The sequence below is a fragment of the Sphingopyxis sp. CR5 genome (genome assembly GCF_059693785.1).
Genome location: NZ_JCATIE010000004.1, coordinates 109,781 through 122,252 on the forward strand (window position 1 = coordinate 109,781; position 12,472 = coordinate 122,252).

Sequence of the window (12,472 nt, forward strand, 5' to 3'; positions counted from 1 at the left end):
CGGGCCATTGCGCGGCCCGCCGCGCCGCGACCAGCTGAAGATCAACCCCCCAGGAGAGAGTGCCATGACCAAGATGATTTTCGTCAACCTGCCCGTCGCCGACCTTGCCAGGTCGAAGGCCTTTTACGAAGCGATCGGCTTCACCAACGAACCGCGCTTCACCGACGAAACCGCCGCCGCGATGGTGTGGTCCGAGTCGATTTTCGTGATGATCCTGAGCCATGACAAGTGGAAGAGCTTCACCGACCGCCCGATCGCCGACCGCGGATCGAGCGAGGTGTCGCTGGCGCTGGCGATGGACAGCAAGGAAGCGGTCGACGCGATGGTCGACGCCGCAGCCGCCGCCGGCGGTACCGCCGACGTCAACCCGGTGCAGAATCACGGCTTCATGTACGGGCGCGACATCCTGGACCCCGACGGCCATGTCTGGGGCCCGTTCTGGATGGACCCCGCGGTCGCGAACGGCGACGCGCCGGTTCCCGAAGTCGCCGACTGACCCGCGGACACAGAGGAGACGAAGCGATGACGATGATCACCCCCTCCCCCAAGGCGCTGATCGCCGGCCGCATATTGAGCGGCCTCGTCATCGCCTTCCTGCTGTTCGATGCCGGCGTGAAGATCGCGAAGCTGCCGATCGTCGGCGAGACCGCGATCGCGCTCGGCTGGCCCGGCGACCCCGGCCTGTGGGCCGGGCTCGGCTGGCTGCTGCTCGCCTGCACCGCGCTTTATGCATGGCCGCGCACCGCCTTCGTCGGCGCGATCCTGCTGACCGCGTGGATCGGCGGCGCGGTGGCGACGCATGTCCGCATCGGCAACCCGCTGTTCAGCCACACTCTGTTCGGCGTCTATCTGGCGCTGATGCTGTGGGCGGGACTGTGGCTCCGTTCGCCAGCGCTGCGCTTGCTCGTCGACCCGCGTCCGGTCCGCGATGACCGGTCATGAGCTTTCAGACCTACCTGGACAATATCAAGGCCAAAACCGGCCAGTCGCCCGCGCAATTGCACGCGATGGCGCTCGACGTCACCGAACCCGACGCGATCGCCGCCTTCATCAAGGGCAGGAGATCCTGAGGTCCGACGCCCGGGACGCCGTCTTTACCACCAGAGAGGAACCCACCGATGTCCTATCGCCCTTCCCTGATCGTCCTCGCGTTTGCGATCACCAACGTCCAGCCCGCACAGGCCGCAGAGCCCGCCGCCAACCAGCCGTCCATCGTCACCAATGCCAAGACCGATGCCGCGAGAACGGGCTATGTCGATGTCGCGGGAACGCGCATTCATTATCTGTTAGCCGGCGATCCGACTGACGGCCGGACCCCGTTGCTGGTGCTGCACGGCGCCTTCATGTCCGCCGACGCGATGAAGCCGCTGATCGACCCGCTCGCCGCGACGCGGCCGGTGATCGCGATCGACGCGCGCGGCCACGGTCGGTCGGAAGGCGTCGACGGGCCGCTGAGCTATGACCGTATGGCCGACGACGCCGCGGCGGTGCTCGCGGCCCTGCACGTCGCGGAGGCCGATGTCCTGGGCTATTCGATGGGCGCGTCGACGGCGATCGCCCTGGCGGTGCGCCACCCCAACCGGGTCGGCAAGCAGGTGATCCTGTCGGGCACGGCACGGCTCGATGGCTGGTATCCCGAAGTCATCGCCGGAATCGAAAAGCTGACACCCGAGATCTTCGCCGGCAGCCCCATCGAAAAGGGATATGCGAGCCTGTCTCCGACTCCCGGCAAATTCCCGCAACTGGTCGAAAATATCAAGCGGCTCGACGCGACGCCCTTTGCCTATTCGGATGAACAGATTCGCGCTATCCCGGGCAAGACGATGGTGATCATCGGGGATGCCGACGGGGTCAGGCTGGAGCATGCGATCCATCTGTTCAAGCTGCGCGGCGGCGGCGACATCGCGGCCGCGACGCAAGGCTTCCTGACCGAAGCGCCGCGGGCCCGGCTCGCGATCCTTCCCGCAACCTCGCACATCGGCGTGATGGCGGAAGCACCCGCAATCGCGGCGATGACGACCGCCTTTCTGGACGATCAGGCGCCGCCGCCTCCCGCGTTCTGACCCCCCGGACAATGAAGAGGAGAGTATGATGCCGATTTCCCCCGATAGCCCGATCACGATCACGTCGCTCGACTGGGTTCCCGATTTCGCGCGTGGATTCGTCCGCGACCTGCGCCCGCGCTGGGCCTGCGAGGAAATGGGGATCGATTATGCCGAGCGGTTGATCAGCACGGTCGACCGCCCCGCCGCGCATTTCCTGGACCAGCCGTGGGGCCAGGTGCCGGTGCTGCAGGACGGTGCGGTGCGCCTGTTCGAAAGCGGCGCGATCCTGCTCCACCTTGCCGAAAGGGACGAAGCGTTGCTGCCGCGCGACCCGCAGGCGCGCGCGAGCGTGACGAGCTGGCTGTTCGCGGCGTACAACAGCGTCGAGCCGATGCTGATGGAGCTGGCCAATGTCGACATTTTCGCCGCGGGCGAGGATTGGGCGCGGATGCGCCGTCCCGGCCTGATGGCGTTCATCGACGCCCGCTTCGCCAGACTGTCCGACGCGATCGGCGACAAGCCCTATCTGACCGGCGCATCCTTTACCGTCGCCGACATCGCGATGGCGACGGTGCTGCGCGAAGGCGTCGAGGCCGGCGCGGTCGGCGAGCATCCGCGGCTGGAAGCCTATCTGTCGCGCTGCCTGTCGCGCCCGGCGTTCGACCGCGCGCTGAAGGCGCAGCTCGCCTCGTTCCGCGAGGAGGCCGCGCCCGCCGCCTGACCGCCCGCTCCATACCCCCCGAAGGAGAGAGATGATGACCTATGTCGAAGGATTTGTCGTCGCGGTGCCCGCAGCGAACAAGGACGCCTATCGCAAACATGCCGCCGATGCGGTGGCGCTGTTCAAGGAATATGGCGTGCGCCGCCATGTCGAGGCATGGGGCGACGACGTCCCCGAAGGCAAGATCAACGATTTCCGCACCGCGGTCGCGGCGAAGGAGGACGAGGAGATCGTCTTCAGCTGGTTCGAATATCCCGACCGCAAGACCCGCGACGCCGCGACCGAAAAGATGATGAGCGACCCGCGCATGGCCGAGATGGGCGCGTCGATGCCCTTCGACGGGACGCGCATGATCGTGTCGGGGTTCGAGTCGATCGTCGAGGAAGGGCTCGGCGGGCCGATGGGCTATACCGACGGCTTCCTGGTCGCGGTGCCCGACGCCAACAAGGCGAGATATCGCGACATGGCCGACAAGGCCGCGATCGTCTTCCTCGACCACGGCGCGACGCGCGTGCTCGAATGCTGGGGCGACGACGTGCTGGACGGAAAGGTCACCGATTTCCGGCGCGCGACGCACGCCGAACCGGGCGAGAGCGTCGTGTTCAGCTGGATCGAATGGCCGAGCAAGGAGGCGCGCGTCGCCGGCTGGGAGAGGATCATGGCCGACGAGCGGATGAAGCATGACCCCGACGACCAGAGCTTCGACGGCAAGCGCATGATCTATGGCGGCTTTGCGCCGATCCTGGATGCCTGAGGCGGAATCGGCCCCTCCCCTTCAGGGGAGGGGCAGCGAGACTTGCGGGCTGGCCCGCTAGTCGCAGCGGGGTGGGACCCTCGGCCTCGCTCATTCCTGCGGCCCCCACCCCAACCCCTCCCCTGAAGGGGAGGGGCTTTAGAAAGGCGGAGACGATGCACCACCTGTCCTTCCCCAACGAAAGCCCCGCCTATCGCGACGCGCGCGCGGCGCTGCTCGAGGCCGAGATCGACCTCCGCCGCCGGATCGAGGCGGTCGCGGCGCAGCGGCGCGCGCTGCCGCCCGGCGGGGTCGTGCGCGAGGACTACGCCTTCGAACGGATCGGGGCGCACCAGCGGCCCGAGACGGTCCGGCTGTCGGAGCTGTTCGGCGGCCATCCGAGCCTGATCCTCTATAGCTTCATGTTCGGGCCCGAACGCGACGGCCCCTGCCCCGGCTGCACCCACATGCTCGACGCGATCGACGGCAGCGCGCGCCACGTCGGACAGCGCGCCCCGCTCTATATCGTCGCCAAGTCGCCGATCGCGCGGCTCGAGGCGTGGGCGAAGGAGCGGCGCTGGCCGCACCTTCGCTTCCTGTCCGATGCAAGCGGCCGCTATTCGGCCGATTATTTCGGCGACACGTCCCGGCTGTCGCCCGCCAAGCGCGCCGAGCGCGGCATGGGCGAGGGCGAGAATTGGGACGAAACGATCTTCAACATATTTGCCCGGGCGGACGGCACCGTGCGCCACCACTGGGCGAGCGAAATGGCCTTTGCCCCCGAAGATCCGGGCGAACACCACCGCGCCGGCGACCTGGTCGACCCGCTGTGGGGGCTGCTCGACATGACCCCCGAGGGGCGCGGCAATTTCTTTCCCAGCGTGACCTATGACGGAGAACGGCAATGACCAATCCCAAAGGCAGTTTCATCTGGTACGAGCTGATGACGAGCGATCCCGACGCGGCGGCGCGCTTTTACCGCGCGGTGGTCGGCTGGACCATCGCCGCGCATTCGGACCCCGAGGCGCCGGGCCGCGTCGATTACCGCATGATCGTGCGCGACGACGGAGGCAACGCCGGCGGCGTGCTGGCGCTGAATGCCGACATGGTCGCAGGCGGCGCGCGGCCGGCGTGGCTCGGCTATCTCTATACCCCCGATGTCGATGCGACGATCGCCGATATCACGGCCGACGGCGGCGCGGTGCATATGCCCGCGACCGACCTGCCCGTCGGGCGGATCGCGATGGTGACCGATCCGCAGGGGGCGCCCTTCTATGTGATGACCCCGATCCCGCCCGCGGGGGCCGAGGATAGGGACAGCGACGCCTTTTCGGTGACCGAGGCGCAGCATGTGCGCTGGAACGAGCTGGCGACGAGCGACCCCGAAGCCGCGATCGCCTTTTACCGCAAGCATTTCGGCTGGGGACAGGAGGGCGCGATGGATATGGGCGAGATGGGCCAATACCGCTTCCTGCAGGTCGGCGAAACCGGGATCGGGGCGGTGATGCCGCTGATGCCCGGCATGCCCGCCCCGCTATGGACCTCTTACATCGGCGTCGACGACATCGACCGCGCCAAATCCGCGCTCGAGGCCGAGGGCGGGACGCTGGTGAACGGGCCGATGGAAATCCCCGGCGGCGAATATGCGCTGATCGCGACCGATCCGCAGGGCGCGCTGTTCGGGCTGGTCGGGCCGCGGCGGTAGAACAAGCCCCTCCCCCGAAGAGGAGGGAACACCGGAAGAGGAGAAAGACGATGACGAAGAATCCGATGACGCTGTGCCTGTGGTACGAGGGCGATGCCGAAGAGGCGGCGAATTTCTATGCCGCGACCTTTCCCGACAGCCGGGTCGGCGCGGTGAACCGGTCGCCGAGCGACACGCCGGGCAACAAGGAAGGCGATGTGCTGACCGTCGAGTTCACGTTGCTCGGCACGCCGTGCGTCGGGCTGAACGGGCCGCCGATCTTCAAGCACAATGAATCCTTTTCGTTCCAGGTCCACACCGACACGCAGGAGGAAACCGACCGCTATTGGGACGCGATCGTCGGCAATGGCGGCGAGGAAAGCGTGTGCGGATGGTGCAAGGACAAGTGGGGCGTGTCGTGGCAGATCACCCCGCGCATCCTGATCGAAGCGACGACCGGGGCCGACAAGGCGGCCGGCAAGCGCGCGATGGAGGCAATGATGGCGATGAAAAAGATCGACATCGCCGCGATCGAGGCGGCGGTGAAGGGCGACTGAGGTGACGGCGCGACCCTCGCCGATCCGGGCCTGGCTGCTCTGCGGGACGCTCGACATCGCCTATGCCGCGCTGTGGAGCCTCGCCGTTGGCGGCACCGTCGGCGGGATGCTGCGCGGCGTGGCGAAAGGCCCGTTCGGCGACGGCGCCGCCGACTCGGGGTTCGGCGGCGCGATCGCGGGGCTCGCCACCCATTATGCGATCATGGGCGCGATGGTTGCCGCCTTCGTCGGCTTCGCGCCGCGCTGGTCGGTGCGAACCGGCTGGCCGTGGTGGCTGACGGGCACGCTTTACGGGCTGCTGCTCTATCTGATCATGAATGCCCTGGTGCTGCCGCTGCGTTTCGGCGCGCCCTTTCCGCCCGCCGATCCGGTCAACGGCCTCGTCGCGCTGTTTCCGCATATCGCCTTCGTCGGGCTGCCGCTCGCGTGGCTTTATCTTCGCAAGGACACATGATGACCCCGATTTTCTATGGCCACCCCTTCTCCTCCTACACCTGGAAAGCGCTGATCGCGCTCTACGAGAAGGGCATCGACTTCGACTATCGCGTCCTCGAGCCCGACCGGCCCGAGCATGGCGCGGAACTGCGCGCGCATTGGCCGATCGGCAAATTCCCGCTGCTCGTCGATGAAGGCCGCGCCCTGTTCGAGGCGAGCATCATCGTCGAATATCTCGATGCGAAATTTCCGACGCCGCGGCTGGTCCCCGCCGACGCGGGCGCGGCGCTCGAGGTGCGATTGTTCGACCGGGTGTTCGACAATCATGTCATGGGTCCGATGCAGGAGGTGGTGAACGACGCGCTGCGCGGACCAGAGAATCACCTGCCGATGATCGTCGACAAGGCGAAGGCGGCGCTCGAAACCGTCTATGGTTGGCTCGACACGCAGCTGGCGGAGCGCGCGTGGGCGACACCGCACGGCTTTACCCTGGCCGACTGCGCGGCGGCGCCCTCGCTCTTCTATGCCGACTGGGTGCATCCGATCGCGCCGGACCATGCCGCGCTACGCGCCTATCGCGCGCGGCTGCTCGCGCGGCCGTCGGTGGCGCGCTGTGTCGAGGAGGCGCGACCGTACCGCGCCTATTTCCCGCTCGGCGCCCCCGACCGCGACTGACCCCGCACGTCCCGGAACGGGGTTAACGCCGCGCTGACCGCATCGCTTTGCGCTTTGATAGGCGCGCGCGCGCGAAGGCGGCGGCATGGTTTCGCCGAGCACCCTGTTCCGCACCCTGATCGTCGCCGCGCTCGCGGCGGTGCTGGCGTTCGCGCCCGCGGGCGCGCAGCAGGTCGTGACCGTCACCACCACGACGGTGACCTGGAGCTGGGACGAGGCGGGCGACGAGGCCGATGACATCGTCCTCGACGAAGCGGCCGCGCTGCTCGGCGACGAGGCGCTGGCCGCCGATGCCGATGCCGATGTCGACCGGGGCGCGATGCGGCGCTACGCCCCGTCGGCGACCCTCGCGACGCTGGGCCACGCCAGGGCGCGCTTTGGCCCCTTTGCGGTGATCGACGGGGCGACGGTGCGGATGGCGGGCGACGTGACGAGCGCCACGCCGCGCCAGTTCGCCGCGATGCTCGCCGCCTTTCCGGGGCTCAAGCGCATCGAGATGGTCGACTGTCCGGGCAGCCTTGACGAGGAGGCGAACCTGGTCCTGGCGCGCGCGATCCGGCGCGCCGGGCTGGAGACGGTGGTGCCGAGCGGCGGGTCGGTGCGGTCGGGCGCGGTCGAGCTGTGGCTGGCGGGCACCCACCGCCGCGCCGCGCCCGACGCCGAATTCGGGGTGCACAGCTGGATGGACGAAACCGGGCGCGAGGCGCGCGACTATCCCGCGGGCGACCCGGTCCATGCCGAATATCTGTCCTATTATCGCGAAATGGGAATGGACGACGCGAAGGCGCGCGCCTTTTACGCGCTGACCAACAGCACGCCGTTCGACGACGTCCGCTATCTGACGCGCGACGACATGGCGCGTTTCGTCACCCTGAACTGACGCCCGGCGATCACGGCAGACGCGTCACCGGATAGGGGCGGCCGTCCTTGTGCGTGTAGCCGTCGGGCGTGAAGAGCATGTCGATGTCCGAATAGCCGCCGCCGGTATCGTATTTCTTGCCCCCGCCGAGTGCGACGAACACGCAATTGGCGTCCGATTCGTTGATCAGGTGATGGCCGTTGGTGCTGCCCTTTGGCCAGACCGCGATATCGCCGGGCCGCATCGGCGTGCGGCCCGCGTCCTCGACCAGCACCGCCTCGCCCGCAATCATCACCAGCATCTCGTCCTCGCCGTCGTGCCAGTGGCGCTGCGACGACCAGGCACCGGGTTCGAGCACGACATGGCTCGCGGCGAAGTCGGAGAGGCCGGTCGCGGGGGCGAGGCGGCGATACCAGCGCCCCTGAACCGGCGCGTCGAACGGCGCGGGATAGCCGGTGGCATTGGTCTGTTCGATCGTATCGAGGTCGAGCTTGGGCATGGAGGCGACTCCTACTTTGTTCCTTCTTTGTTTCGCATAATCGCGGCGCGGTGCAAAGCCTCGACTTCGCGCGGCGCAAGGCGCTAAGGGATGGCATGACCACGACCATCGACCCCGTCGAACTCGCCAAGGCACTGATCGCTGCGCCGAGCGTGACCCCCGCGACCGGCGCCGTCTTCGACGTGCTGGAGGCGGCGCTCGGCCCGCTCGGCTTTGCCGTCGAACGCTTCATCGACGGGATCGAACCCGACGGGCCGGTCGAAAACCTGCTCGCGGTGCGCAAGGGGGCCGGCCCCGCGCATTTCGGCTTTGCCGGACATCTGGACGTGGTCCCGCCGGGGGTGGGGTGGACCAGCGACGCCTTTGCCCCCGAAATTCGCGGCGACCTGCTCTACGGGCGCGGCGCCGTCGACATGAAGGGCGCGATCGCCGCCTTCGTCGCCGCGGCTGCGGGCGTCCCGGCCGAGGCGGGCACGATCAGCCTGATCGTCACCGGCGACGAGGAAGGCCCGGCGATCTTTGGCACCCGCGCGCTGATGGAGCATATGGACGCGCGCGGCGTCCGCCCCGACATGATCCTGGTCGGCGAACCGACGTCGGTGAACCGGCTGGGCGACATGATGAAAATCGGACGGCGCGGGTCGGTGAACATCTGGATCGACGTGCCGGGCACGCAGGGGCATGTCGCCTATCCGCATCTGGCCGACAACCCGATCCCCAAGCTGGTCAAGATATTGGCCGAGATCGATTCGGTCAGCCTCGACGCGGGGACCGACTGGTTCCAGCCGTCGAACATCGAATTCACCGATATCGAGGTCGGCAACGGCGCGACCAACGTCATCCCCGCCTCTGCGCGCGCGCGGTTGTCGATCCGTTTCAACGACCGGCAGTCGGGCGCCGAACTGGTCGAGATGATCGAGCGCATCGCGCACGATGTCGAACCGCGCGCGAAGGTGGTCGGCAAGATTTCGGGCGAAGCCTTTCTGACCCCGCCCGGCGAACTGTCGGCGCTGGTCGCCGAGGCGGTGCATGCCGAAACCGGCATCATGCCCGAACTGTCGACCACCGGCGGCACATCCGACGCGCGCTTCCTGCACGCGCTGTGCCCGGTCGTCGAATTCGGGCTGACCAACGCGACGATGCACAAGCTGGACGAGGCGGCCGCGGTCGCGGATCTGCGCACGCTGAGCGCCATCTATCGCGGAGTGCTGGCGCGGGCGCTGCCCGATTAGATTCGTCTCACGCGAAGGCGCAAAGATTTCCTCTCTCCGTTCGTGCTGAGCTTGTCGAAGCACCGTTCTTTTTCCTTTCAACGTTGAGAGGAAGAACGGCCCTTCGACAAGCTCAGGGCAAACGGAGTTTGGTGCTCTTTGCGCCTTCGCGCCTTTGCGCGAGATATGTCTTCAATCCCGCCCCCGCCGCAGGATCACATAGACCGCGCCGGCGCCGCCGTGGCTGATGTGCGCGGGGCGCAGCGCGACGATCCGGTCGGCAAAGGGCGATGCGGCGAGCCAGTCGGCCAGCGAGGCGCGGATCGCGCCGCGCGGGCGCGGCTCGCCGTGCATCTGTGGCAGGCGGTCGGCGCCGGGGCGCAAGCGCCCCGCGACGACGAGCAGCACCCGCGCGCCGCGGACCAGCGCCCGGCCGATGGCATCGTCGAGCAGCGCCTGCGCCGAGGCAAGGCTGTGGCCGTGAAGGTCGATCGCCAGGTCGGGGCGCACCATCCCCTTGCGCAGGCGCCGGTCCCAATGGCCGTCGAGCGTCGCCGCCTGGTGGAGCCGCCGCGGCGGCGGCAACGCGGCCGAAGGGCGGGCCGGCGCGGCGGGCACCGCGGTGCTGCGGGGCGTGGTCTTGGGTGGCCGGACGGTCGGCGGCGCAGCGGGCGGGATCGGCGCCGCGGGCCGCTTTCGCAGCGGTTCGACCGTCGCGGCGACCTTTTTCCAGAGCGCCGCTTCGTCGGGATCGAGGCGCCGGGGCATCAGCGACCCTCGCGCATCGTTCAGCGCCCGGTCAGCCGGGCGACGCTGGCCCGGGGGAGCAGCAGCAGCGCCGAGCCGCGCGCCGCCATGCCGCCCGCCAGCGCGCGCGCGGCGTCGCCCGCGCCCCAGAAGCTGTCGAAGCGATTGGCGCCCTTGATCGCGCCGCCCGTATCCTGCGCGATCCACAGGCCGTTGGGTTCCGCGCGGTCGAGCGAGAGAAAGACGGGGGCGCCCAGCGGCACATATTTGGGATCGGCGGCGACGCTGGTGCGCCCCGTGACCGGCACGCCGAGCGCGCCGAGCGGGCCGGGTCCGGTCAGCTCGCGAAAGAAGACCCAGCTGGGATTTTCATTCATCACCGCGGCGCCGCGCACCGGGTCGGCGCGCAGATAGTCGAGGATGCCCTGCATCGACGCCTGCCCCGGCTGAAGCGCGCCGCGATCGAGCAGCAGGCGGCCGATCCCGACATAGTCGCGGCCGTTCTGGCTGTCGTACCCGATTCGCATCACCGTGCCGTCGGGAAGGCGCAGCCGCCCCGAGCCCTGCACCTGGAGGAAGAAAAATTCGGCGGCGTCGGCGGCCCAGGCGATTTCGAGCCCGCGCCCCGCGAGCGCGCCGCGCTCGATCGCGGCCCGGTCGTAATAGGGTATGAACTGGCGGCCCTCGACGCGCCCGCGGATCTTCTTGCCCTGCAACGATTCGGAAAACAGGCCGAGGTCGACATCGACGAGGTCGGGCGGGCGACGATAGATCGGGACGTCATAGCCCGGCTGTCTGGTCCGCGAGGCGGCGATTTCGGGTTCGAAATAGCCGGTGACGAAGGCGGTACCCGCCCCGACCTGGACGGTGCCGAAATAGCGGCTGAAGAAATTGCTCGCGTCGCGATCGGCCCAGCCGGTCGCCGCCGCACAGCTTTCGGCCCATTCGCCGGGCTGCGTCAGCCCGCTGGCGTCGGGGCGCCGCTGGAGCGCCGCGCAACTGAGCCGGAACGCCTTGAGCGCGGCGGTCGCCCGTTCCGGCGCGACGCCGAGTTCGGTGAATTCGGGGCCGAGCACGACGCCCGCTTCGGCGGCGGTGGCCGCGTCCGCCGGGACCGGGGCGGCGGCGAGCGGCGGATTGGGGGTTGCCGGAATCGGCTGCGCGGCGGCCCCGGGCGGGGTCGAGGGACGCGGCGTATAGGGCCGCACCGGCCCGGTCGGGGCCGGAACCGGGGTGGGACGCGCGGGGGTCGTTGCGGAAGGGGGCGGGCCGCCAGGGCGGCCGCCAGTGTCGGGAATCACCGACGCGCAGGCCGAAAGCAGCGGCAGGATGGCCAGGCAGGCGAAGCCGAAGGCGCGCCCGCGCGGCGCCCGGCGCCTGCCCCCCACGGTCATCGCGTCAGGCCGATTCGGCTTCGTCGAGCACCCAGTTCGGGTCGCTGCTGCCGACCGCGCGGCGGAAGGTCCACAGGTCGGTCGTCGGCACCGCGTCGCTGAGCGATCCGGCGATCACCTTGCCCTCCGCATCGCGCGTCACCGCGCTGATATCGGCCTGGAAGCGCACGGTGATGCGGGCTTCGCTGCGCCCGACCTCGACCTCGGTAATCTTGGTCGTTTCGATCCCGACGAGGCGGTTGTCGAGCTTTTCGCCCCGCGCCTCGCGCGCGTCGATCGCGTCGGCGAACGCCTGGTAGCTGTCGTCGTCGCACAGGTCGCGCAGCGTGTCGCGGTCCCCCGCCCAATAGGCCTCCAGGATCATGCGATACGCCGCCTGCGCCCCGTCGATGAAACGGCCGGCGTCGAAATGGCGATCGGCGGCCAGAAGCGCGCGCAGACCGGCTTCGGCCGCGGGTTCGTAGACGAGGCCGGCGGGATCGGCCCCCGGCGCCGCCGGCTGCGGCAGCGCGTCGGCATCGTCGAGGCGCACCGGCGTCGGTGCGGCACGATCTTCGCGGCGCGGCAGCACCGGTTCCTGTTCATGGCCCGTGCGCTTGCCGAGCACCGAATAGAGCCGCATGCCGAGGAACGCGGCAATCATGGCGAGCAGGACGATCGAAAAAGCGGTCACGGGCAAAAGTCCAATGCGTGCGAAACTGTCATCGCGCCTAACATAGGCGAAGGGCGGCGATGATTCAAATCTCCATGACGCCTGCCCGTCGGCGGGTCAACGCCCCGCTGTCCACCCCGGTTGCCGCCGCCGGTGCGCGATTCGCGGCGGACGGCACCCGGCAGCCCCATTGTGCTGGCGGCGGCGCGCTGCTAAGCGCGCCCGCAACGTCCGTGCGTCCGCCCGAGGCATGCGGACCC

17 protein-coding genes are annotated in these 12,472 nt (G+C 68.9%); 13 read left to right on the plus strand and 4 right to left on the minus strand.

Features of this window, described 5'->3' with window-relative positions; translation table 11 throughout:
• Window positions 1–64 precede the first annotated feature (64 nt).
• From AC58D2_RS07305 to AC58D2_RS07360, 12 genes are all read left to right on the plus strand, one after another.
• Window positions 65–496 (plus strand): VOC family protein, encoded by a 432-nt coding sequence (locus AC58D2_RS07305; protein WP_497388784.1) that lies wholly within the window; start codon window positions 65–67, stop codon window positions 494–496.
• Window positions 497–522: 26 nt separating this feature from the next.
• Window positions 523–942: a DoxX family protein gene (locus AC58D2_RS07310; RefSeq protein WP_497388786.1), complete on the plus strand. Its 420-nt coding sequence runs from the start codon at window positions 523–525 to the stop codon at window positions 940–942.
• The gene (locus tag AC58D2_RS07315) at window positions 939–1,070 is read left to right on the plus strand and encodes a hypothetical protein (RefSeq protein ID WP_497388788.1); all 132 of its coding nucleotides are present in this window, start codon (window positions 939–941) and stop codon (window positions 1,068–1,070) included. Before AC58D2_RS07310 ends, AC58D2_RS07315 begins: the two co-directional genes overlap by 4 nt.
• Window positions 1,071–1,118: 48 nt before the next feature.
• Entirely contained in the window at window positions 1,119–2,063 is a 945-nt protein-coding gene (locus AC58D2_RS07320; RefSeq protein ID WP_497388790.1) for an alpha/beta fold hydrolase, read from the plus strand.
• A gap of 28 nt (window positions 2,064–2,091) precedes the next feature.
• Complete coding sequence (locus AC58D2_RS07325; protein ID WP_497388792.1) at window positions 2,092–2,766, plus strand: glutathione S-transferase family protein; 675 nt, start codon at window positions 2,092–2,094, stop codon at window positions 2,764–2,766.
• Between the two features lie 34 nt (window positions 2,767–2,800).
• Window positions 2,801–3,520, plus strand: a complete 720-nt coding sequence (locus AC58D2_RS07330) for a DUF1428 domain-containing protein (RefSeq protein ID WP_497388794.1) — start codon at window positions 2,801–2,803, stop codon at window positions 3,518–3,520.
• Between the two features lie 155 nt (window positions 3,521–3,675).
• On the plus strand, window positions 3,676–4,407 hold the full coding sequence (locus AC58D2_RS07335; protein ID WP_497388796.1) for a DUF899 family protein: 732 nt from the start codon (window positions 3,676–3,678) through the stop codon (window positions 4,405–4,407).
• Complete coding sequence (locus AC58D2_RS07340; protein ID WP_497388798.1) at window positions 4,404–5,204, plus strand: VOC family protein; 801 nt, start codon at window positions 4,404–4,406, stop codon at window positions 5,202–5,204. The genes AC58D2_RS07335 and AC58D2_RS07340 overlap by 4 nt, the downstream gene beginning before the upstream one ends.
• Window positions 5,205–5,254: 50 nt before the next feature.
• A complete protein-coding gene (locus tag AC58D2_RS07345) occupies window positions 5,255–5,740 on the plus strand; it encodes a VOC family protein (RefSeq protein WP_497388800.1) in 486 nt (161 codons plus the stop codon).
• A gap of 1 nt (window position 5,741) precedes the next feature.
• Entirely contained in the window at window positions 5,742–6,194 is a 453-nt protein-coding gene (locus AC58D2_RS07350; protein WP_497388802.1) for a hypothetical protein, read from the plus strand.
• Window positions 6,194–6,850, plus strand: coding sequence for a glutathione S-transferase family protein (locus AC58D2_RS07355; protein ID WP_497388804.1), 657 nt, complete (start codon window positions 6,194–6,196; stop codon window positions 6,848–6,850). The genes AC58D2_RS07350 and AC58D2_RS07355 overlap by 1 nt, the downstream gene beginning before the upstream one ends.
• Before the next feature lie 85 nt (window positions 6,851–6,935).
• Window positions 6,936–7,730 (plus strand): alpha/beta hydrolase, encoded by a 795-nt coding sequence (locus AC58D2_RS07360; protein ID WP_497388806.1) that lies wholly within the window; start codon window positions 6,936–6,938, stop codon window positions 7,728–7,730.
• Between the two features lie 10 nt (window positions 7,731–7,740).
• On the opposite strand, the gene AC58D2_RS07365 is transcribed toward AC58D2_RS07360, so the two are convergent.
• Window positions 7,741–8,208 carry a cupin domain-containing protein gene (locus tag AC58D2_RS07365; protein WP_497388808.1) on the minus strand — a complete coding sequence of 156 codons (468 nt, stop codon included), beginning with the start codon at window positions 8,206–8,208 and terminating at the stop codon, window positions 7,741–7,743.
• A gap of 95 nt (window positions 8,209–8,303) precedes the next feature.
• On the opposite strand from AC58D2_RS07365, the gene dapE reads away from it, so the two are divergent.
• A complete protein-coding gene (gene dapE, locus AC58D2_RS07370; RefSeq protein ID WP_497388810.1) occupies window positions 8,304–9,440 on the plus strand; it encodes a succinyl-diaminopimelate desuccinylase in 1,137 nt (378 codons plus the stop codon).
• 171 nt (window positions 9,441–9,611) lie between these two features.
• Here dapE and AC58D2_RS07375 read toward each other — a convergent pair whose 3' ends face one another.
• The 3 genes from AC58D2_RS07375 to AC58D2_RS07385 are packed head-to-tail and all read right to left on the minus strand — an operon-like array spanning window position 9,612 to window position 12,233.
• Window positions 9,612–10,187: a Smr/MutS family protein gene (locus tag AC58D2_RS07375; RefSeq protein ID WP_497388812.1), complete on the minus strand. Its 576-nt coding sequence runs from the start codon at window positions 10,185–10,187 to the stop codon at window positions 9,612–9,614.
• 20 nt (window positions 10,188–10,207) lie between these two features.
• Window positions 10,208–11,560: a murein transglycosylase A gene (gene mltA, locus AC58D2_RS07380; protein WP_497388814.1), complete on the minus strand. Its 1,353-nt coding sequence runs from the start codon at window positions 11,558–11,560 to the stop codon at window positions 10,208–10,210.
• Between the two features lie 4 nt (window positions 11,561–11,564).
• Window positions 11,565–12,233: a Tim44/TimA family putative adaptor protein gene (locus AC58D2_RS07385; RefSeq protein WP_497388816.1), complete on the minus strand. Its 669-nt coding sequence runs from the start codon at window positions 12,231–12,233 to the stop codon at window positions 11,565–11,567.
• Between the last annotated feature and the right edge of the window lie 239 nt (window positions 12,234–12,472).

Bases quoted from the DNA above. Each gene is read 5' to 3' on its own strand.
- AC58D2_RS07360 (WP_497388806.1), top strand. From the start codon at position 6,936: ATGGTTTCGCCGAGCACCCTGTTCCGCACCCTGATCGTCGCCGCGCTC.
- AC58D2_RS07340 (WP_497388798.1), top strand. From the start codon at position 4,404: ATGACCAATCCCAAAGGCAGTTTCATCTGGTACGAGCTGATGACGAGC.
- mltA (WP_497388814.1), bottom strand. From the start codon at position 11,560: ATGACCGTGGGGGGCAGGCGCCGGGCGCCGCGCGGGCGCGCCTTCGGC.
- AC58D2_RS07330 (WP_497388794.1), top strand. From the start codon at position 2,801: ATGACCTATGTCGAAGGATTTGTCGTCGCGGTGCCCGCAGCGAACAAG.
- AC58D2_RS07310 (WP_497388786.1), top strand. From the start codon at position 523: ATGACGATGATCACCCCCTCCCCCAAGGCGCTGATCGCCGGCCGCATA.
- AC58D2_RS07335 (WP_497388796.1), top strand. From the start codon at position 3,676: ATGCACCACCTGTCCTTCCCCAACGAAAGCCCCGCCTATCGCGACGCG.
- AC58D2_RS07325 (WP_497388792.1), top strand. From the start codon at position 2,092: ATGCCGATTTCCCCCGATAGCCCGATCACGATCACGTCGCTCGACTGG.
- AC58D2_RS07305 (WP_497388784.1), top strand. From the start codon at position 65: ATGACCAAGATGATTTTCGTCAACCTGCCCGTCGCCGACCTTGCCAGG.
- AC58D2_RS07345 (WP_497388800.1), top strand. From the start codon at position 5,255: ATGACGAAGAATCCGATGACGCTGTGCCTGTGGTACGAGGGCGATGCC.
- AC58D2_RS07355 (WP_497388804.1), top strand. From the start codon at position 6,194: ATGACCCCGATTTTCTATGGCCACCCCTTCTCCTCCTACACCTGGAAA.
- AC58D2_RS07365 (WP_497388808.1), bottom strand. From the start codon at position 8,208: ATGCCCAAGCTCGACCTCGATACGATCGAACAGACCAATGCCACCGGC.
- AC58D2_RS07375 (WP_497388812.1), bottom strand. From the start codon at position 10,187: ATGCCCCGGCGCCTCGATCCCGACGAAGCGGCGCTCTGGAAAAAGGTC.
- AC58D2_RS07315 (WP_497388788.1), top strand. From the start codon at position 939: ATGAGCTTTCAGACCTACCTGGACAATATCAAGGCCAAAACCGGCCAG.
- dapE (WP_497388810.1), top strand. From the start codon at position 8,304: ATGACCACGACCATCGACCCCGTCGAACTCGCCAAGGCACTGATCGCT.
- AC58D2_RS07320 (WP_497388790.1), top strand. From the start codon at position 1,119: ATGTCCTATCGCCCTTCCCTGATCGTCCTCGCGTTTGCGATCACCAAC.